Annotated in this window: 19 protein-coding genes; 10 read left to right on the top strand and 9 right to left on the bottom strand. The window is 53.3% G+C overall.

All coding sequences use genetic code 11. From position 1 onward, the window contains the following. Positions 1–4: 4 nt before the first annotated feature. A complete protein-coding gene (locus tag ACOSDR_RS18930; protein ID WP_420732240.1) occupies positions 5–1132 on the top strand; it encodes a succinylglutamate desuccinylase/aspartoacylase family protein in 1128 nt (375 codons plus the stop codon). A gap of 47 nt (positions 1133–1179) precedes the next feature. Here ACOSDR_RS18930 and ACOSDR_RS18925 read toward each other — a convergent pair whose 3' ends face one another. After that, a complete protein-coding gene (locus tag ACOSDR_RS18925; RefSeq protein WP_420732239.1) occupies positions 1180–2070 on the bottom strand; it encodes a LysR family transcriptional regulator in 891 nt (296 codons plus the stop codon). A 130-nt stretch (positions 2071–2200) separates the two neighbouring features. Between ACOSDR_RS18925 and ACOSDR_RS18920 the strand changes: the two genes are divergently transcribed. The 3 genes from ACOSDR_RS18920 to ACOSDR_RS18910 all read left to right on the top strand — a co-directional run bounded on the left by ACOSDR_RS18920 (position 2201) and on the right by ACOSDR_RS18910 (position 4391). Then, complete coding sequence (locus ACOSDR_RS18920) at positions 2201–3226, top strand: fatty acid desaturase (protein WP_420732238.1); 1026 nt, start codon at positions 2201–2203, stop codon at positions 3224–3226. Further along, positions 3223–3927 (top strand): 3-methyl-2-oxobutanoate hydroxymethyltransferase, encoded by a 705-nt coding sequence (locus tag ACOSDR_RS18915; protein ID WP_420732237.1) that lies wholly within the window; start codon positions 3223–3225, stop codon positions 3925–3927. The genes ACOSDR_RS18920 and ACOSDR_RS18915 overlap by 4 nt, the downstream gene beginning before the upstream one ends. A gap of 149 nt (positions 3928–4076) precedes the next feature. After that, positions 4077–4391 carry a Rieske 2Fe-2S domain-containing protein gene (locus ACOSDR_RS18910; protein ID WP_420732236.1) on the top strand — a complete coding sequence of 105 codons (315 nt, stop codon included), beginning with the start codon at positions 4077–4079 and terminating at the stop codon, positions 4389–4391. Between the two features lie 309 nt (positions 4392–4700). Here ACOSDR_RS18910 and ACOSDR_RS18905 read toward each other — a convergent pair whose 3' ends face one another. After that, positions 4701–5966: an amidohydrolase/deacetylase family metallohydrolase gene (locus ACOSDR_RS18905; protein WP_420732235.1), complete on the bottom strand. Its 1266-nt coding sequence runs from the start codon at positions 5964–5966 to the stop codon at positions 4701–4703. A 252-nt stretch (positions 5967–6218) separates the two neighbouring features. Here ACOSDR_RS18905 and ACOSDR_RS18900 point away from each other — a divergent pair, with 252 nt between their 5' ends. The 5 genes from ACOSDR_RS18900 to ACOSDR_RS18880 are packed head-to-tail and all read left to right on the top strand — an operon-like array spanning position 6219 to position 12309. After that, positions 6219–8597, top strand: a complete 2379-nt coding sequence (locus tag ACOSDR_RS18900) for a xanthine dehydrogenase family protein molybdopterin-binding subunit (RefSeq protein WP_420722465.1) — start codon at positions 6219–6221, stop codon at positions 8595–8597. Then, positions 8594–9421 (top strand): FAD binding domain-containing protein, encoded by an 828-nt coding sequence (locus ACOSDR_RS18895; RefSeq protein WP_420732234.1) that lies wholly within the window; start codon positions 8594–8596, stop codon positions 9419–9421. Before ACOSDR_RS18900 ends, ACOSDR_RS18895 begins: the two co-directional genes overlap by 4 nt. Next, positions 9418–10584 (top strand): 2Fe-2S iron-sulfur cluster-binding protein, encoded by a 1167-nt coding sequence (locus ACOSDR_RS18890; RefSeq protein WP_420732233.1) that lies wholly within the window; start codon positions 9418–9420, stop codon positions 10582–10584. Before ACOSDR_RS18895 ends, ACOSDR_RS18890 begins: the two co-directional genes overlap by 4 nt. Positions 10585–10620: 36 nt before the next feature. Further along, the gene (locus ACOSDR_RS18885; RefSeq protein ID WP_420722462.1) at positions 10621–11121 is read left to right on the top strand and encodes a MarR family winged helix-turn-helix transcriptional regulator; all 501 of its coding nucleotides are present in this window, start codon (positions 10621–10623) and stop codon (positions 11119–11121) included. Positions 11122–11160: 39 nt separating this feature from the next. Beyond that, the gene (locus ACOSDR_RS18880) at positions 11161–12309 is read left to right on the top strand and encodes a DUF1116 domain-containing protein (RefSeq protein WP_420722461.1); all 1149 of its coding nucleotides are present in this window, start codon (positions 11161–11163) and stop codon (positions 12307–12309) included. 7 nt (positions 12310–12316) lie between these two features. Here the strand turns inward: ACOSDR_RS18880 and ACOSDR_RS18875 are convergent, their stop codons facing one another. Continuing rightward, positions 12317–12709, bottom strand: a complete 393-nt coding sequence (locus ACOSDR_RS18875; protein WP_420722460.1) for a Rieske (2Fe-2S) protein — start codon at positions 12707–12709, stop codon at positions 12317–12319. Between ACOSDR_RS18875 and ACOSDR_RS18870 the strand changes: the two genes are divergently transcribed. After that, a complete protein-coding gene (locus tag ACOSDR_RS18870) occupies positions 12700–13446 on the top strand; it encodes a phosphoribosyltransferase (protein ID WP_420722459.1) in 747 nt (248 codons plus the stop codon). The genes ACOSDR_RS18875 and ACOSDR_RS18870 overlap by 10 nt on opposite strands. A gap of 35 nt (positions 13447–13481) precedes the next feature. On the opposite strand, the gene ACOSDR_RS18865 is transcribed toward ACOSDR_RS18870, so the two are convergent. The 6 genes from ACOSDR_RS18865 to ACOSDR_RS18840 all read right to left on the bottom strand — a co-directional run bounded on the left by ACOSDR_RS18865 (position 13482) and on the right by ACOSDR_RS18840 (position 19272). Further along, positions 13482–14198: an ABC transporter ATP-binding protein gene (locus ACOSDR_RS18865; protein WP_420722458.1), complete on the bottom strand. Its 717-nt coding sequence runs from the start codon at positions 14196–14198 to the stop codon at positions 13482–13484. Continuing rightward, complete coding sequence (locus ACOSDR_RS18860; protein WP_420722457.1) at positions 14191–14949, bottom strand: ABC transporter ATP-binding protein; 759 nt, start codon at positions 14947–14949, stop codon at positions 14191–14193. Before ACOSDR_RS18860 ends, ACOSDR_RS18865 begins: the two co-directional genes overlap by 8 nt. After that, complete coding sequence (locus ACOSDR_RS18855) at positions 14946–15920, bottom strand: branched-chain amino acid ABC transporter permease (protein ID WP_420732232.1); 975 nt, start codon at positions 15918–15920, stop codon at positions 14946–14948. Before ACOSDR_RS18855 ends, ACOSDR_RS18860 begins: the two co-directional genes overlap by 4 nt. Then, positions 15920–16780 carry a branched-chain amino acid ABC transporter permease gene (locus tag ACOSDR_RS18850; protein ID WP_420732231.1) on the bottom strand — a complete coding sequence of 287 codons (861 nt, stop codon included), beginning with the start codon at positions 16778–16780 and terminating at the stop codon, positions 15920–15922. Before ACOSDR_RS18850 ends, ACOSDR_RS18855 begins: the two co-directional genes overlap by 1 nt. A 112-nt stretch (positions 16781–16892) precedes the next feature. Then, on the bottom strand, positions 16893–18107 hold the full coding sequence (locus ACOSDR_RS18845) for an amino acid ABC transporter substrate-binding protein (protein WP_420722454.1): 1215 nt from the start codon (positions 18105–18107) through the stop codon (positions 16893–16895). A 337-nt stretch (positions 18108–18444) separates the two neighbouring features. Continuing rightward, positions 18445–19272, bottom strand: coding sequence for a phytanoyl-CoA dioxygenase family protein (locus ACOSDR_RS18840; RefSeq protein WP_420732230.1), 828 nt, complete (start codon positions 19270–19272; stop codon positions 18445–18447). Positions 19273–19282 lie beyond the last annotated feature (10 nt).

The raw sequence follows: 19282 nt of genomic DNA, 5'->3' as shown, positions 1-19282 counted from the left end.
GCAGATGCCTGCTTTCCAAGGTCAGAAAACCAACGCGTCAAAGTTATTAGGAGAAAGCAGAATGCTTCGTCACGGGCCAATCGGCTGTAATTTGGATATGGACTCGCCCGGAGCACGAAGCGGTTTCTTGGAACTGACCCATTCTTCAAATCAATTTGCCTTCTCGGTCATCCAGATCCCGATTGCTGTGATCGCGAACGGCAACGGACTAACGGTCTTGCTGACCGGAGGCAATCATGGGGATGAGGATGAAGGACAGCTGATATGCCGCATGTTGCGAGAAGCGATTGCCCCAGAAGATATATCTGGACGCATCATTTTTATGCCCGCATTGAACATGCCTGCCGTCCTGGCGCGCCAGCGGGTATCTCCCTTAGACGAAGGGAACATGAACCGGGCATTTCCGGGCGATTCTGCTGGTGGCCCCACGAAAGCCATTGCGGCCTTCGTCACAAACTGCCTTATACCCCTCGCTGAGGTCATTTTGGATTTCCATTCTGGCGGGACAGCAACACGCTATCTTGATTGCGGATTTTTGTGTGTAGGGCCGAACCATGAGCTAAACAAAATGAATTTAGCGCTCGCTGAAGCATTTGGTGCGCCGCATACGGTGGTCTTACCGATCGACGGAAGTGATGGCGATTTTGACACTGCGGCGCATATGGCAGGCGTTTCATTCCTGTCCTGTGAATTGGGGGGAGGCGCTACTGTAACAGAAGCGTCCCTTCAAACTGGCTTTCATGGTGCTTTGAGAGTTCTGCATCAAGCGGGCTTGATAAAAGCATCTTTGCTGCAGCGCCTATCCTGTCCGGAAAGGCCACATCCAACCACGTTCTTGGATTACGGCACTCAATCGCATGCCGTCACTGTCTCAGAACATGCTTTGGTTCGACCCATCGCTCAGCTTGGGGACGACGTGAATATCGGCGATAGCATCGCTATGCTCTATGATCTGTTTCGAACAGAGCGATCGGCACAATCGGTCACGGCGCCCTTTGCTGGTGTGGTCACCGTCGCCCGTCGGAATCCAGTTGTCGCGCCGGGCGACCATCTCTACTTGATCTGCCAGAAAATTAAACGGGAAGCACTCTTGGCCAGGCTGGATCGGCCTAACGCTGTTTCATGGGATTGATTTCGGTAGAGTGCGGGCTCTTTGTCAGAAACGCTGTCAGCTTGATATCATGTCTTTGTCCAGGAAGCCTTTGTCTGCGTCTCTAGCCAAGCCTTGAAAATACGTGTCGCCTCACTCTCCGGGCGATCATGATTGTGTATCAGGTAGTGTGACTCCGGCATTGGGATCGACTCCTCAAATGGTCTTGCCAGAAGTCCCCGATCAATCAATGCCTGAGAAAACGTTTCATTGGCCATCGATAAACCCGCACCATACATCGCCATAGATAGGCTGACGCCAAATGTCGATGCATAGTTGATCGGCTTGTCATCTTGAGGATGTTTGCCCGTGCCGGCAAACCACGCCTCCCAATCTCCCTGCATGCCGGAGCAATCATACAAATCAAACAACGTCCAATCTGTTTGAACCGCCTCCAATATATCCGGAGAACACACGGGAAAACATGTGTCATTGAACAGGCGCTGCACGCCTAGTTTATCCTCCAATCGATAACCAAACCGAATTTCAACATCCGCGTTCTCTTCAGTCGCCATCGGGGGCCATAGTTCGCTCAAAATTCTAACCGTGATCCAGGGGTTCTGATGCTGAAAGGACTGCAGACGCGGTGCTAACCAAAACATCGAAAACGCCAGATTGCATTGAATTGTCAGCGATTTCTTTTTATTTTTGTTGCTCAAGGCTCGTGTTCCGCGACTAAGCCCAGCCAACGCCTGTTGCACCACCGGAAGATAGTTTCTGCCAACTTCTGTCAGTTTGAGGACTCTGGGACCCCGGAGAAATAAAACCTGACCCAGATACGATTCCAAAGACCGCATTTGTTGGGAAACCGCAGACTGCGACATGTTCAGTTCCTGCGCCGCCTTTGTAAAGGACAGCAAACGCGCGGAGGCTTCAAATGCCCGCAACCAATTCAAAGGTGGAACTGATTGTTCAGACACGCAGACCTCCTCGATTATAAGTTTATCTTATGCCTACGGGTCATTTAATTCGTTTGTCCACGCGCAATCAAGCGTTCCATTATTTACATTGGATCGGCGCCTTGAGATTGATGTAGAACTGGAGACTGAAATGGAATATAGCGCGACAAACGCTAAGTCTTCTGGGGTTTCCCTTCCTCGTTCAAGCCTGAAGCAACTTGCCACGCGACGCGATGTACCGGGACTGCTGTGGCTCGCATGGTGGGTAACCAGCCTTATGCTTTCTGGCGCGGCTCTTGCTGTAACGTTGGGCAGCTGGTTGGTAGTTCCTGCCATGATTGTTTATGGCAGCCTTCTCGCTCTTCCAGCTTATGCCTTAAGTCATGAGACCGCGCACGGCACAGCCTTCCGAACCCGATGGCTGAACGAAACTGTGTTCTTGATCAGCTCATTTCTGTATGTTGGAGAGCCCTACCATCGGCGCTATGCCCATACCAGTCATCACACGAACACCTGGCATATCGGCAAAGACGGCCAAATGCCTTTTGATACGCCAATGTCATTTTCAGGATGGGCCTGGGAACTGACGGGGATCCCAACCCTTTGGTATGAGGGGAAAATCATCGTCCTGCATAGTTTCAGAAAGTTCTCACCGACAATCCTTTCCTATACGCCTGAAAACGAACTTGGACGATTGACCTGGAGCGCACGTGCGTATCTGATCCTGTACATACTGATAATTGGCCTCAGTGTGACATGGCTTCCAGAATTTCTTGTCTTCCTGATCATCCCACGTCTGGTCGGTGGTATTGCCCTCCAAGTCTATACAGTGCTGCAGCATGTGGAGCTTGAAGAAAACAGCCCCTCCATTCTCAACTCCACCCGATCCTTTAAGACCAATGTGATCGGCAGACTGCTCTATATGAATATGAACCATCATCTTGGTCACCATCTCTACACACAGGTGCCTTTCTTTGCTTTACCGGACCTGGAGAAAGAGCTTGGGGATCAGCTTCCGGATCCGGATCCTGGCGTCTTAAGATCAAACTTGGATTTGTTTTGCGTAACACTTCGCCGGTCTCTGGGTAAAAACACAAAGGCCTCATCACTGCGGCAAGCGCCCCATATGATTACCACGGGAAGCTATGCTCCAATTGCAAAGGCATCAATGCGGTGACTCTCACCAATATCTATACCTATGGCGGCAGACCGGCGAAACGAAACCTGACCGTTGCCTCAATTCTTGCCGCCAAGGGACATCACAAGCTCGTTCAGGTCTCAGCAGCAACGGAGGACGAGGCAAAAACATGTGAGGACCTTGATGTGGATATGCTGTCTATCTGGGACAGTGATATTCATACGATCCGCCCCAACGCGCCGACTCGGTTCGTCACGGCTGGCTTGGCCATGACCGCCTATATCACACCAGACGAGATTTTGCGCGCGGCGATCCGTGCAGCAGAAGCTGGGGCCGACGCGATCTATACCCCACGCGGATTCGATATCGTTGAAATGCTCGCAAAGGAGGGTCTGTCTGTTCAAGGACATGTTGGCCTTATCCCCAGGCGATCCACGCAAGTTGGCGGTTTACGTGCCATTGGGAAAACGGCACAGGAAGCCATGCACATATTGGAGGACTGCCTGCGGTATGAAAATGCTGGGGCCTTCGCGGTCGAAGTTGAGTGCGTCGCCGCCGACGCGCTTATGGCCATCAGTCCCAGAACGCGTCTCGTCACTCATTCTATTGGGTCTGGCTCTGGCGGCGATATTATTTTTAGTTTCATGGAAGATATCTGTGGCGATGTCCTTCATCCCCCTCGCCATGCCAAAGCATACGGTGACATGTTGAGTATTCGAAAACTGTTGTCCAAGGAATGAGAGAGCTCGCTTAGGCAGTTCAGTTCTGATGTCAGATCCGGGGCATTTCCCGATCAGGAACACAGCATCAAAATGCCTGCGGACGAGTTGGAGGCGCTTCAGGAAGCGCTTGAAAAGCATTCACGCCACATTGCATAGGACACCAGTACATGAATGAATGGATTAGAGTCTGCCGCGCGGACGAAATTGAAGAAGAAGATTTGCTACGCTGGGACCATGGAGATCACAGCTATGCCATCTACAATACCAAAAAAGGCTTTTACGCCACCGATGGATACTGCACCCACGAAAAACAACATTTGGAGGAAGGGTTGGTCATCGGAATGACAGTCGAATGCCCCCTTCATCAAGGCCGTTTTGATATAGCAACTGGCAAAGCCTTGAGTCCCCCTGTCTGCGAAAATCTGAAAACTTATCCAATAATCCTCAAAGATGGATCTGTTTATATCCAGCTTGGGAATTAGCAAGAACGAAAGCTGCTTCAAAATCATCCGACTTAGCCGCGATGAGCCTGGTCCGATCAATCCTGCGCCACACCACTCCATTGTGAGCGGATGCTAAACCCACCCTGCTTACCTATTGCTTACCGAACGCAATAACGGCCTAGCGGTGTTAGCGCTAAGTCGTTGTTATGATTGGTTGCGGGGGCTTGCAATCAACTTTACTTGTTGGCTTTTAAGTCACTTGCTTCCCTAAAACCACCCGCCGTCTCTGTTTAGGAAACAAAGGCTGTAAGGCATTGGTTTGGATCACCCAATTTCTAGGCATAAGGCTTAGGCTACAATTGCATCGGGCACGAAGACTGAGTTCGAGTCGAACCGTGTGCCCGCGCGAATGCAGAAAGCGGGTCGGACCAGTTTTTCTGCAACGACACTTTCACCGCTATTGTCTGACAGCTTAAAACGACCCGTCTCGATCTTAAGTACACTGATATCCGCCTCTCGACCCACAGCAATGCTGCCAAGTTGATCTTGCATCCGAATGAGTGTCGCGGGATTGCTGCTGACCATCGCGATCACCTGTTCCAGCGGAACACCCAGATGCAGCAGTTCTGACATGGCAATTGTCAGATTAAACGGTGCGACCCCAAAGAAAGGATTTTCCGCGCGATCTGACCGGTCCGTGGAATCTGGAATAGCAACATTATAGCCATGCATATCCGCCCCTAAGGTGAAGGGGACGATACCGGCATCCAGAACACGTCGCGCCGTTTCAAAACTGAAATGTGATCCATGTCCAACATCTACTTTGATGTTCTTCTGATGTACTGCTTCCAATAGGATTGGATGAATTTCCCCGGTCTCAGAAACGAACCCTCCGGGATGACGCGTAAACGGATGCGCCAACACATCCCCTTCCTTCATCAGCGGTACCAGTTCGTGAATCAACTCATCGGGTGACGGCATTGGCGCTGTATCACTGGTCGGCCAAAGCTGACCAAGGTGGATATAAAGCGGCAGATTGGTCGCTGTTGCAATTTCTTGCCCGATCTTGATGACATCCATTCCCCACCGGGACTGTCCCCCAATCTCGGCATGCGCCTTCACGCCTTTAACCAAGTCCAGATTGTCGCGCGTCACCTTGATCGTATGGTCTGCATTCACGCCATTGGGGCCATAGAGTTCGGGATAAAGATGCCCCTCCAGACCGCCAACAAGATAGGTCGAGATGAAGGCCAGGACCCTGCTGATTGAAGGCTGAGCGATGAAGTTCCGAAAGCCACCAATTGTCATGCAACTGGGGCCACCCTGATCAATCAGGGTGGTCACACCCGAATAGACACCCACGAGATCCGGCGAGAGACCAAACTTTCCTGTCACATGTTCATATACATGCGCATGGGTGTCGATCATGCCTGGAATGACGTGATGTTCGGATACATCAATCCGCTCCGCTGTCGGGGCGGCGGCAAGAGTGTCGCTGACCGCTGCAATCACGCCGTCGCGGATACCGATATCATACCGCCCATTCAAGCCGGAAGCGGGATCAATCAAAGTCCCATTTTCCAATACGATATCATAGGGCTTCACATCGCTCATCGCGGGTATCCTTTATCCTTTTCCGACACGCTTTGGATGAAACATATCGCGCCGTGTTGCCGGGGAAAAGATAAAAGTAGTAATAGCGAAAATTATATCTACACATATTCTCTGAAACCCTTTACCGTTGCGATGTGCAGTGCAATATTTGACTGTATCAAAGATTGGCATCGAAACGCTTTGCAGAGCATTGATAGCACGATCAAAGCCCCTCAAACTCGAGGGTCCTAAAGATACAAGGAATGGGGTGAGATGGAAAAAAGTCTGGATGCCAAAGAGCAGGGATTGGGCATCGGCGCCCGCCTTGAGCGGAAAGAAGATGATCGCTATCTGAATGGCAAAGGCCGTTATATCGCCGACATGCGCCTGCCAGGCATGCTGGATCTCGCCTTTTTGCGAAGCCCGATGGCGCACGCACGAATTCTGTCACAAACAAAACCTGACACAACCAAAAACACCGTGTTCTTTGCCCGTGATCTGGAAGGCGTTTCGGGTATTCGGGCGGTGTCTGGCCTGCCGGGGTTTCGACCCTCAACACAGCCCATTCTGGCCCATGATAAAGTGCGCCATGTTGGGGAACTGATCGCAGCCTGTCTTGCCCCGTCGCGCGCCCTGGCCGAAGATCTGACGGAGCAGATTGATGTCACCTTCGAGGAGCTGTCCGCTGTTCATGACATGACCAAGGCACGCGACAAGGATACCGCCCTGGTGCATGAAGACTGGGACGAGAACGTCTTTCTAGAAAGCGCTGTTGATATAAATTTTGAGGCTGCGGTCGAACAGGCGGATGTGATTGTCCGCCGCCAATTCAAAACAGCCCGGCAATGCATGGCCCCTATCGAAGGGCGTGGCCTGATTGCCGCCTGGGACCGAAACCTAGAAATCCTGACCCTTCATTCGGCAACGCAAATGCCGCATATCGTTCGCACTGGACTGTCGGAATGCCTGAAACTGGATCACGGCCAAATCCGGGTGATCGCACCCGATGTGGGCGGAGGGTTCGGGTATAAAGGAATCCTACTGCCGGAAGAGGTATGTGCCTGTTTTTTGGCCATGAAGTTGGACAAACCAATTCGCTGGATTGAAGATCGCCGTGAACATCTGATCGCCGGTGCCAATTGCCGGGAGCATAGCTATGAGATCACAGGCTATGCAAAAGCAGATGGGGAATTGCTGGCGGTAGACTGCAGCGCGATTGTTGATTCAGGGGCCTATTCTAGCTATCCCTTCTCCGCCTGTCTTGAGGCCGCCCAAGTCGCCAGTATTTTACCCGGCCCATATCTGATGCAGGGATACCGCTGCAAGACGTGGTCGGTCGCCACCAACAAGCCACCAATCCTGCCTTTTCGTGGCGTCGCACGAACGGGTGTTTGTTTCGCGATGGAGGTCCTGCTGGACAATATTGCGCGCGAATTGAAGATTACGCCTGAGGCCATTCGCCATCGAAATTTGGTGCGGCCAGAACAAATGCCCTTCACCAACATCACCAATAAGTTCTTCGACAGTGGGGACTATACCGAAGCCTTAAAGCGCGCCGTTTCCGCGATCGACATGACGGGCATCCGCGCCGAACAGCAGTCCCAGACCGGGCGGACACGGATCGGAGTGGGCCTGTCAATTTTTTGCGAACAAGGAGCCCACGGGACGTCTGTTTATCATGGTTGGGGCATTCCGATGGTGCCAGGATTTGAGCAGGCCATCGCGCGCCTGACGCCTGATGGCGGCCTGGAATTGCGCGTTGGTGTACACAGCCATGGCCAGGGTTTGGAAACAACCCTAGCGCAGATTGCCAATAGTGAAATCGGGATCGACCCGAAGAAGATCAAATTGGTCCACGGGGATACGGCCTACACGCCCTATTCCACAGGAACCTGGGGATCACGCTGTATTGTCATGGCAGGCGGGGCTGTTGGCACCGCATGCGTATCTCTGGGAGAGCGTATCAGCAAAATCGCGGGCCATCTGCTGCAAGCCGACCCTGCTGAAATTGTTCTAGAGAACGGCATGGCACGCGTCGGTACCAGCGCGATCAGCATCGAGGAGGTCGCAAAAACCTGGTACTTGAAACCGCAACTGTTGCCCGATGACGTTGACCCCAGAGGACTGGAAGTGGTTGAGGGGTATAAGACAGTCAAGGATACCGGAACATTTTCCTATGCCTGCCACGCAGTGAAAGTGGAGGTTGATCTGGATCTGGGCCATGTGCGCCTGCTGGACTATGTCATCGTTGAAGATGCCGGAACCATGATCAATCCCATGGTGGTTGATGGCCAGGTTTACGGGGGCGCGGCCCAAGGCATTGGCACCGCCTTGTTTGAAGAGATGTGCTTTGATGCATCGGGGCAGCCCTTAGCCTCGACCCTGGCGGATTATCATTTGCCGCTTGCCTCCGACCTTCCTGCAATCCGGATAGAACATATGGAAACCCCGTCCCCCCTGAGCCGATTTGGCCAGAAAGGGATTGGGGAAAGTGGCGCCATTGGGCCGCCCGCCGCCATTGCCAATGCGGTCAATGATGCCCTGTCTTTTCTTGGTGCGGAGGTGTCGGAAGTGCCGATCACCCCAGAACGGGTTCTGGCAGCAATTGGACACGCCCAAAGCGGCCAGACAAAATCAGGGGACGCAGCATGAAACCAGCCCCGTTCAATTATGCCGTCGCACACTCTCTGGACGATGCCCAGAAAGCATTGGCCGGGGGGCAAAACAAACTCGTGTCCGGCAACCAATCACTAGGCCCGATGCTAAACCTGCGACTCGCGCGACCGACAGGGCTGATCGATATTGCCCAGCTTTCAGACCTGCGTCAGGTCGAAGATTTTGGCGATCGCGTGCGATTTGGGGCAGCCACCACCCATGCCGAGATTGAGGATGGATTGGTGACAGATCCGACCGGCCATTGGATGCGCGATGCGGCCGCCAATATCGCCTATCGCGCGGTGCGCAACCGCGGCACGATTGGAGGCAGCCTGGCCCATGCCGACCCAGCGGCGGATTGGGTAATTGTGATGACCGCGCTGTGTGCGACAGTCCTGATACGCGACCCGGATCAAGGCGCAGACTTGCGTTCCCTGCCCATCGAAGACTTCATCACGGGACCCTATAGCACGGGCCTAGGCCCCGATGATGTCCTGACCGCCATTGACGTGCCGCGGCCCGGCCAGAACGCGCGATGGGCCTATTGGAAATACACCAGGCAGGTTGGCGAGTTTGCCAAGGCCAGCGCCGCCATTCTGAGCGATCCAGAGAATGGGAGAGTGAGGGTAGCAATCGGCGCCCTTGGCCGTGAGCCTGCCATTTTGTCCCAGCCTCAGGCCCTCCTGGAGGGACAAGTATCCCCAATAGAGGCCCTGCAAGACGCGATCCCGGATCACCCCGTTGAAACACTGAACTTGCATGCGGTCGCCCTGTCACGGGCCCTCGCGCAGCTTGAAGAGCGCAAGGAGAACGACGCATGACTGACGCAACGATCCAACTGATGGTGAATGGAACGCCCGTCTCCCAAACTGCGGAACCACGTACCCATCTCGCTGATTTTCTGCGCGAGGAAATGCTGCTGACAGGAACCCATTTGGGATGTGAACAAGGGGTCTGTGGGGCCTGCACCGTGTTCGTAGATGGCAAACCGACACGGTCCTGCATCACCCTGGCCGCCGCCTGCACAGGCGCAGAAATTCGCAGTGTCGAAGGGTTTGACGAGGATCCCCTGATGCGTGCCTTGCGCACCGCGTTCAAAAAACATCATGGTTTGCAATGCGGCTTTTGCACACCCGGAATGCTGGTCACGGGATATGATATCGTCCGGCGACTGCCCAATGCAGATGCGGCGCGTATCCGTAAAGAACTGTCCGGGAATTTATGCCGCTGCACCGGCTATGCAGGGATCATCGCCGCGATCACAGACGTACTGGAAAACGCCCCGCCAGAAGCGTCGGTTCAACCGCATGCCAGGGCACAGCAGCCTCAGTCGTCGGCTGCGACCAGTTTGCTAGATAATCAGGATACGCCCTCACCACAGACCGCCAAGGGCGATGCGTCGACGACCATACCAGATCGACACTCGCTTGAAGGGTCACCAACCCTGTCGCGGACGCTAACCTTCGATACGCCGGCCGCCGATATTTGGAACATCCTGTCGGACCCAAAAAAAATAGTCTCCTGCATTCCCGGCGCGCGCCTAGACAGCGCAACGCAGGACGGCAAATTGCAGGGGCAATGCGCTGTCTCAATGGGGCCGATAAAAGCAGCCTTTGTCGGCACTGCAAAAATGGACCTGAAGGATGCAGAAAAATCGGGACATGTCATCGGCCGGGGCCGCGACAGCCTGAGCCGATCTCAATTGGATGGCATGCTGGATTTCCACGTCACACGGTCCGAAACAGGGGACACGGTCTTGAGCCTGGACATGACCTACAAACTTACCGGCACACTCTCTCAATTCAGTCGTCCCACTTTAGTCGCCGAAATTGCTGACCGAATTCTCGTGCAGGTGGCAAGCGCAATTGAGGCCCGCGCCCAGGGGAAAGAACCCGATGCAACGGCACAAACCAGTCTGAATGGATTGTCGCTTCTCGCCTCCGTATTTAAGGGGTGGTTCAGAAGAGTCTTGTGGTTTCGCTAACTTCCATTCACTCTTTTGAAGGGGAAATTTATAACAATGACATTTCAATTGGTTCAAAAAATGCAACCCAATGACAATCAGAAAAGTTCAACAGATCCTTGGCGGGATGGCTCACTTACGTCCAGACCCGGTGTTTTAATTCGACGCCTGCATCAAATCCATACAGCGCTTTTCGCACTGGAATGCGGGGATCAAAACATCACACCGGTGATGTATTCCGTTTTATCCGCCCTGCAACAAACTGGCGCTGTCGACCAAACGACCCTGGCCAATGCGGTCGCGATCGACAAAACCAACATGACCGATATCCTTGATCGCCTAAAAAAACGGGGGCTTATCAAACGGCGCGTGTCGTCCAGCGATCGTCGCATTCGCCTGACCACGCTGACCGATGACGGCAAGGAAATGCTGGCCATTCTGGATGAGCGGGCAAAGCGCGCCCATGAGCGCACCATCGAGGCACTGGCCCCACAAGACCGTGTTCGGTTGATCGAGATGATGACGCAAATCATCGACGCAAACAGCCCCACAAGCTGACAACAGCCAGATCGCGTCAATCATTTCAGGAGCCTAATTGTGTCTCATTCTTCTGCAGCCACACAAAAATCCTATAAAAAGCTAATCGCCGTCGTGCCGATGCTGACCCGTATCGCACGGCTAAAAGAACTGGTGCCAAGCCTCCCGGACCGGACTCTGCTGCATGCCGGTCCCCCTTTCGCTGATCTGTCGGACCTACCGGCCCCCATGCGCAATGCCATCACGGCGACGGCGCAACTGGAAGGCTGGGCAGAATCTGAATCGGAAATGCTCACCCATTTGCGGTCCGGCCAATTGCAACTGCGCCCCGCGCAAGATTTTGGGGTGGTAACGCCCCTGGCCTTCATCGTTGGTCCAAGTGTCTTCTGCGTTGAGGTGACCGACCGTACCAGTCCCCAGAACAAGCGCGTTTCGCCCTTAAATGATGGCCCATTGCCCTATGCATTGCGGCTGGGCAACGGACATCCAGACGGCCTTGCCCTGCTGCGCCGACTGACGGATCCTATTGGCGCAACATTGGCAGCGGCGCTAACGGATGCGGTTCCATTGCTACCAATACTGGACTATGCCTTACGGCATGGCGATGACCTTCACGGCCAAGTTGCCGCCACGCAGGCCCAAATACGAGACATTTTCCCGGAGTCATTAGAGGATGAGGCCGCGTCCTATCTGGACAAGGCAAACCAGTTTGCCCTGAATATAATTATGGCCAGCAGTGCGCTGATGATCGGTGCTGGGGCCGGTGTTGCAGAAAGCAATATGCTGGTCGCCTGTGGCGGAAATGGCCAGAATATGGGGTATAAGGTAGCGTCGGATCCTGAGGCCTGGATCACGCGTCCCGCGCTGCCCCCGATTGGACCAAAATTTAACGGACAGGAATTCGCCAGCGCGCTACCCGCAATCGGCGACAGTGCCGTGATCGACGCACTAGGCTTTGGCGCGGCTTGCCTGCGGACAACGCCCAGCCTGGCGGAGTCCTACCGCGACCATGTACATCCAGATTATTTCACACCAGCCGCACATGCCCCTTTTATCGGGCCGCATCCCGCGCTTTCCGACCAAAGCGTTCATGTAGGACTGGATCTGACCCGCCCGCGAACCTGCCTAGGGATCAATCTGGGTATGGTCGAGAGCACCGGCAAAGCTGGTCTGATTGGACGGGGCGTTTCCCCCTGGCCCGAGGATTGAGTGATTGTCAGATAGAGGGGCGCTTTGTGGACAGAGGAGAGGCCAACGCAACGGTTCCTGCCGCATCAACCCGGAGAGTGTATTGGCGCAAGGCGGGCAACATCCAGCCGGGCCCACAAACCCCATCGCGAAGATCAAAACACGCCTTATGCTGGGGACAATGGATCGATCCTGCCGCGACATAACCCTGGGCCAGTCTGGCAAATTGATGCGGGCACAATCCTTGATACGCGACGACCTCTCCGTCCACCTTCAGCAGGATGACAACAGTATCTTCGACGATCACTTCTAGCGGCGTGTCGGGAGACAAATCCGCAAGGGATGCTACCGGGCACCATTCGCCATCACCATTGTCCATCACATCACCGAATTCTGAAAAGAGTGTATTCCATGAGCTCAACGCCATCACCAAAGTCAGATTTTATCATTCCAACAACCACATTCTGGCAAGACCTGATACCGGCTGGTGATCCGAAAGCCGTGCAGGCCGCACCGTATCGCTATGGCTATCCAGCCCTCATGCCAGACAAGCGGGCCTTGTTGTTGCCGCTGCGTAAACTGCCAGAGGGCGACCGCGCCGTTGCCTCCCTGATCGCAAATCAAGCCAGCTTCTCCGTCATCAGCGCACTGACAGACGCGATGGCCGATATTGCAAAATCAATCAATCCAGACCAGATCGTGGGCCTGCCCACCCTTGGCCTGGCCTTTGCGCCCATGATTGCTGAAAAACTGGGGCATTCCCATTTTATTCCTTTAGGCTATTCCCGGAAATTCTGGTACTCAGATGACCTGTCCGAACCGGTCTATTCAATCACTAGCCCCGACCGCAGCAAAAAAATATATCTCGATCCCAATATCCTGCCTCGCCTGAATAAAAAGCGTGTGATCATTGTGGATGATGCAATCTCCAGCGGGTCCACAATCCTCTCTGTCTTGAGACTGCTGCACCGTCAGGATTGCGAAGTCATCGGCATTCTGGTTGCGATGCGCCAAGGTGTTTTGTGGAAAACCACCCTGGAGCAAGAGTTCCATGGATCATCCGCCCTGGTCAAAAGTGTGATCGCCGCACCGCTGTTTGAACATCAGGCAGACGGCTGGTTCCCCATTCCCGAAACAATCGACACAACAGCCCAATAACATGGGCCTTTCAGAACCCGCTAACTCGAGGCGGGTTAGATTCCCATATAGGCTTCTTTGATTTTGGGATCATTGCCCAGTTCCGCCGTGGAACCCGAAATCGACACACGCCCGGTCTCAATCACAAAAGCGCGTTTCGCAATTTCAAACGCGGTCATGACATCCTGCTCCACCAACAAGATGGTCAGGCCCGACTTGTTAATTTCCAACAGCGTATCCCCCAAACGGTCAACCAATCGCGGTGCCAACCCCAGTGAGAGTTCATCGATCATCAACAGCCGTGGCTTTGACATGATACCACGACCGATCGCGCACATTTGCTGCTCTCCACCAGACATCGTTGTCGCATCCTGGGTGGAGCGTTCCTTTAGAATCGGAAACAGGTCATAGACAAAGGAAAGGTCTTCGCGAATGGATTCACGGTCATCGCGCAGATAGGCGCCCAGCATCAGGTTGTCCTGAACTGACAGGCCCTTAAACAAGCGCCGCCCTTCTGGAACATGGGCGATCCCTGTCTTCAAAACAGCATCGGGCAAACAGCCAACCAATTCCTGCCCGTCAAGCTTAATGCTGCCCGCCGTTGGCTTCACGATGCCTGAAATTGTATTGAGCAGCGTGGTTTTCCCCGCACCGTTAGAGCCTACGATACAGGCGATCTCTCCCTTCTCAACGGAAAGGGAGATATCCCAGAGAACCCGCACGTCGCCGTAACCCGCCTCTATTCCATTAATCTCTAGAAAAGATTCAGGCATGATGAGACTCCGCTTTGACTCGCGCTGCAAATTTGGACCCCAGATAGGCCTCAACAACTTGAGGGTCCTCAATAACCGTTCTTGGATCCCCTTGGGCAATCAATTCCCCATGGTGTAAAACCAGAATCCGTTGAGAGATCGAAAGCACGACCTTCATCAAATGCTCGATGATCAGAATTGTGACGCCTCGGGCGGCGATCTTACGGATCAAATCCAGCGCCCCATCGATTTCAGTGGCGTTAAGGCCCGCATTCACCTCATCCAGCAACAGAACTTTCGGGCGCATGGCTAGGCTCTTTGCCAGTTCCAGACGCTTGCGGTTTGGTAAAGCAAGAGAGGATGCCGCCGTATCGGCCACATGGTCCAGGCCAACGAATTCCAATTCTTTGCGTGCAAGCTCCATTGCCTCCTGCACAGAGGTGGATCCGCCCCCAAACAAGGCCCCGGCCGCAACATTCTCCAATACCGTCATTTTGGGAAAGGGTTGGACGATCTGAAATGTCCGTGCCAGGCCCCGTCTTGCGGCCTGAAAGGCCTGCTGGCGGCTGACATCTTCACCGGCAAAAATCACTTTTCCCGATGACAGCGGATGAACCCCGGTAATCAAGTTGACCAAGGTGGTCTTTCCCGCCCCATTGGGCCCTATCAGCCCAATAATTTCACCTTCAACGAGGCTGAAAGATACATCATTAACCGCGTGGATGCCGCCGAACTGCTTACCGACATTCTCCAGTCTGAGGATCTCAGTCATGAACCTTCTCCTGGTTTTTGAGACCGCGTGGGAAGCCTTTTCAAAATCGCGGCATAAAGCTCAAGATACTGAATTTTCAACAAACCGTTGGGCAGGAAGAAAATCAGGAAGACAATAATGCCGCCCAGGATCGCACGGTTCCATTGCAGGAAGTTTGCCCAGAAAACCTCTTCCAACAGAATGAAAACACCCGTGCCCAGGACGGGACCCAACAAGGTTCCAGCGCCGCCAAGGAGGACCATTACCGGCACCTTTAAGGTCAGCAAGATGGAAAAACTGTCCGTGGGATCGATATAACCAACCCAGGAGGCATAAACCGCCCCGACAGCGCCGCAAAACACAGCCGACAAGGTATAGGCAACAATCTTGAACGCTGTCGTGTTCACGCCAACCATATTCGCCGCGTCTTCGTTCTGGCTGATGCATTTCAGACCAAACCCTAAACGAGACCTGTCCACATAAACTGATGTCAGGAATGCCAGTACCAGAATTCCAAGCATCACATACAGAACAAGACCAGCGACCTCCTGCGGGCTTCCCTGCAGCAATGGAACATTCAGACCGTCGCCCCCACCTGTCAGACTGCCCCAAGACGATGTAATCAACCGTGTCAGTTCAACAATGGCAATGGACCCAATGGCGAAATAGTGACCCTTCAGGCGCAGAATGATGGCCCCCAGCAAGGCGGCAAACACGGCAACGAGGAGTGTTGCAAACAACCAGGCCAGCACCAACGGCACCCCATTGCGCTGGGCAATGGCTCCTGCATAACAACCAATTCCAAAAAAGGCTGCTGTTGAAAAGGACGGATACCCCGTGAACCCGCCGATAAAGTTCCAAGAGACCGCCATGACGGAAAACATTGAAACAGATATTGCGATCCGGATCGTATAGTTATCCGCGAGAAGCGGCGTCGCGGCAATCATAGCCACCCACAACGCAAAGGCGCCGAAGCATAAAAGCTGTTTCATTACTCGTATCCCTTAACACCAGCAATACCGGTCGGTCGCACAATCAACAGAAACAACATCAAGAGAAAGCCAACTGTCGTCGCATTTTGCGGCCCGATCGTGAAGCCGGCGATGCTTTCAATCAGCCCCAGCGCGATGCCGCCAATCAGCGCACCGGGCACACTGCCCAAGCCGCCAATCACGCAAATGACAAAGGCTTTGCCCAGAAATGTTCCAGTCAGGTTTGTCGTGATGGGAAAGACCATAGAGAAAATCGCCCCGGCCGCCCCAGCCATCAAGGCCCCAATCCCAAAGGTAATGGCATAGACGTGATTTACGCGAATGCCCATCAATGTGGCGGCCTGACGATCCATGCGTACAGCGACAATGGCACGACCAATCTTGGATGCCCGCATCACCAAGAACAGGATGGCAGTCAACAACAGCGCCAACCCCATTCCCAGCAAGCGATCCACCGGCAGATAAAGGTCGCCTAAATTCAAGGTTCCTAAATCCAATGTCACACGGCGTGGTGTCGCCGTGAAAAACACCGTCATCAAGTTATAGAGGATCATGTCCAGACCAAAGGTCAGCGTCAGGGTGGTCAGAACCGGCGCCATAACGACCTTATTGATAAAGAAATACTGCAGCCCATAGCCCAGGCCGAATAGAATGATCGTAATGATCGGCAGGACCACAATGGGGTTCACCCCTGAATACTGCCACGCAAAGTATGTCAGATAGCCGCCGAGAATAATGAAAGACCCATGCAGCATATTGATGATGTTAAGCACGCCCCAGACCAACGAAAAGCCAATCGCGATACAGGCATAAAGCGAGCCCAAGACAATACCATTAAGGAGGATTTGAAGAATATCCACAATGCACGTCCCGATCTGATCTTATGTGGCGAAAGAAAATTTAGCCCTTTGCGGAGAGGGGACGGTTTTGTCTCCAAAATCCGCCCCCAATCTGTCCCGCAAATTGCGCGCTTTAGTCGATCATTTTCAGATCAGCGTTTTTGATCGATTCAGGATATAGGACTTTAATTTCTTCGCCCTGGACCTGAATGATTGGCATTTCACGCCCCTGATTCATCCCATTATCACCGAAATCAATCGGGCCATAGAATGTCAGGATGTCGGTGGCTGCCAAGGCATCCCGAACCGCTTGCTTGTCTTTTGAGCCAGCAGCCTGAACGGCACTCACCAGAACATCCGCAGCGGCAGCACAGGAGGCATGAACATAGTCCGGATCGGACTCATAAGCAGCGGTAAAGTCAGCATAGAAGGAAGCTGTCGTGCTCCATGGGCCCACCGCATCGGTGTAGGCGGTTGAATGGTGCCACCAGGTCGAACTGGTCACGCCATCCGCAAGGTCGCCCAAACCTTCAGTGAATTCACGATAGGCAGGGCCCGTCACCATCGTGATGATCGGGGACGTTACGCCCATATCCGACAACTGCTTACGACCCAAAATAAGATCCTGGGTATAACCCGTCATGTACACCCAGTCCGGGTTCTCCGACTTAATGGCAGAGACTGCAGCCGAGTGATCCATTGTCCCAACGGCATAAAGCTCATTATAGACAACATCCAAACCGCCAGATTCAGCAGATGCGGCTAAGGCACTTGCCATAGCTTTCGGAAACACGTCATCGCGGCCATAGATCGCCACAGTCTTCAGATCAGGTTTTTTTTCCTTGAAAAATTCGACCATGGATTCGGTCATACCGGTGTTTGGCGCAAGCGTGCCAAAGAGATACTTAAAGCCTTGGTCATAGACCGACACTGAGGATGCCACACAGGCCAGCATTGGGACCTGATACCGTTCTGCAACCGCCGCAATGATCTTCGTATGGCCAGAGCCAAATGGCGCCATCAGAACATCAACATTGTCATCGGTAATCAGTTTTTCGGCCAATTGCCCGGCGCGCTTTCCGTCCGTCTGATAATCATACTCGACGAATTTGACCTGCATTTTCTTGCCGTCGACATCAATGCCGCCAGCAGCATTGATTTTGTCCAGCCACAGCTTCCAAACATCCTGCTGCTTCTTGCCTTCATCGGCCAGACCACCGGTCAGCGCCAAAGGCGCCCCAATGACCAGCACATCATCCGCAGCCACGGCTGGCCCAGCAGCACTTGCCATCGCAATGCCCAAGGTCAAACCCGCTATCTTCAATCCATTTTTAAGTGTCATAGTCATGTCCACCACATCCTTCCTGTTCAAAAAAATCCCAAGACAGCCTTTTGAAAACAGCTGTTCCGGGCTCAAATAAGCAAGGGTCATGCCAAAGTCGTAACTATAACTATTGTAACTACATTTTTAAAAATAGCTCGGAACAACCACCTGAATTTGTCTAATTTTTAACCACCAAAAACACAGCCGATTAAATATTAATCAATCTTTCGAAGCGAGAGAAGACAAAGAAAAAACCCATGCCAAAAAAAGAAGGGCGGTCGGAATAACGCCGAGCCGCCCTCTTTAATTTTCCCTGGAATACCTGTTGGTCAGGGCGTTCTGACGCCCGCCACCTGACTGTTTAAAGGCGACCAGCTTTCGCCGCTTGCTGCACCTCTTTGCTTTGATACTTCGACCACATATTGGTCAGAAAATCGAGCGAGAGCGGGTCGAGGTCATAACGGGGTAAAGGATCTTCATCCCAATGCCCATATGTGTCTTGTCCCCGCACACACAGCGCCGTGCGACGGCCCAGAGTCGAACCAACATGCGCCCCAATGTAAAAGAAGGCCAGTCCGATCCGATGATCGTCCGAGTAATTCCCCAAGCTGCCATGCGCGGTGCGTACATGATGCATGGAAAATTCGCCAGGGTCTAATTCCAGGTATTTGGCCTGGTCATCATCGACACCGCGAATGGTTTGACCCTTAGCGAGCAGATTCTTGGGATCATAGGTTTCATCATGTTCAAAATCCTCCCCCAGATGAGAGCCCGGCAGCACCCGAAGGCATCCGTTCTCTTTATTGCTGGGGGTGAAGGCCAACCAAACAGTCACAGAGTCATTCGGTGTCAGGCCGTAATAGGCTGAATCCTGATGCCACGAGACGAACTTGTCACTGCGGGCCGCCTTCGCAAACATTGATGATCCAAAGAGTAAGATATCTGGTCCCAGAAGTGATTCAACGGCATCCAGGATCAACGGGTTCCTAGCCAAATCAACCATCCAGGGAGAGGCAATATGCGCTTTGATCTTCATGCGTTTATTACAATCCTCCTGGAGTGTTTCCTCCATCGCTTCCAAACGACGACGGCAATCCTTCGCATGGGCCTGCGTGATCGCACGCCGCTTCAAAAAGTAACCGTCTCGTTCGAAACCTGCCACTTCTTCTGAGGTCAGATATCCACTCATCTTCATGCTC

The organism is Hwanghaeella sp. 1Z406 (assembly GCF_048892425.1).
Taxonomy (GTDB): Bacteria; Pseudomonadota; Alphaproteobacteria; order UBA8366; family Aestuariispiraceae; genus Pacificispira.
This window is presented reverse-complemented; position numbering and strand designations above follow the sequence as displayed.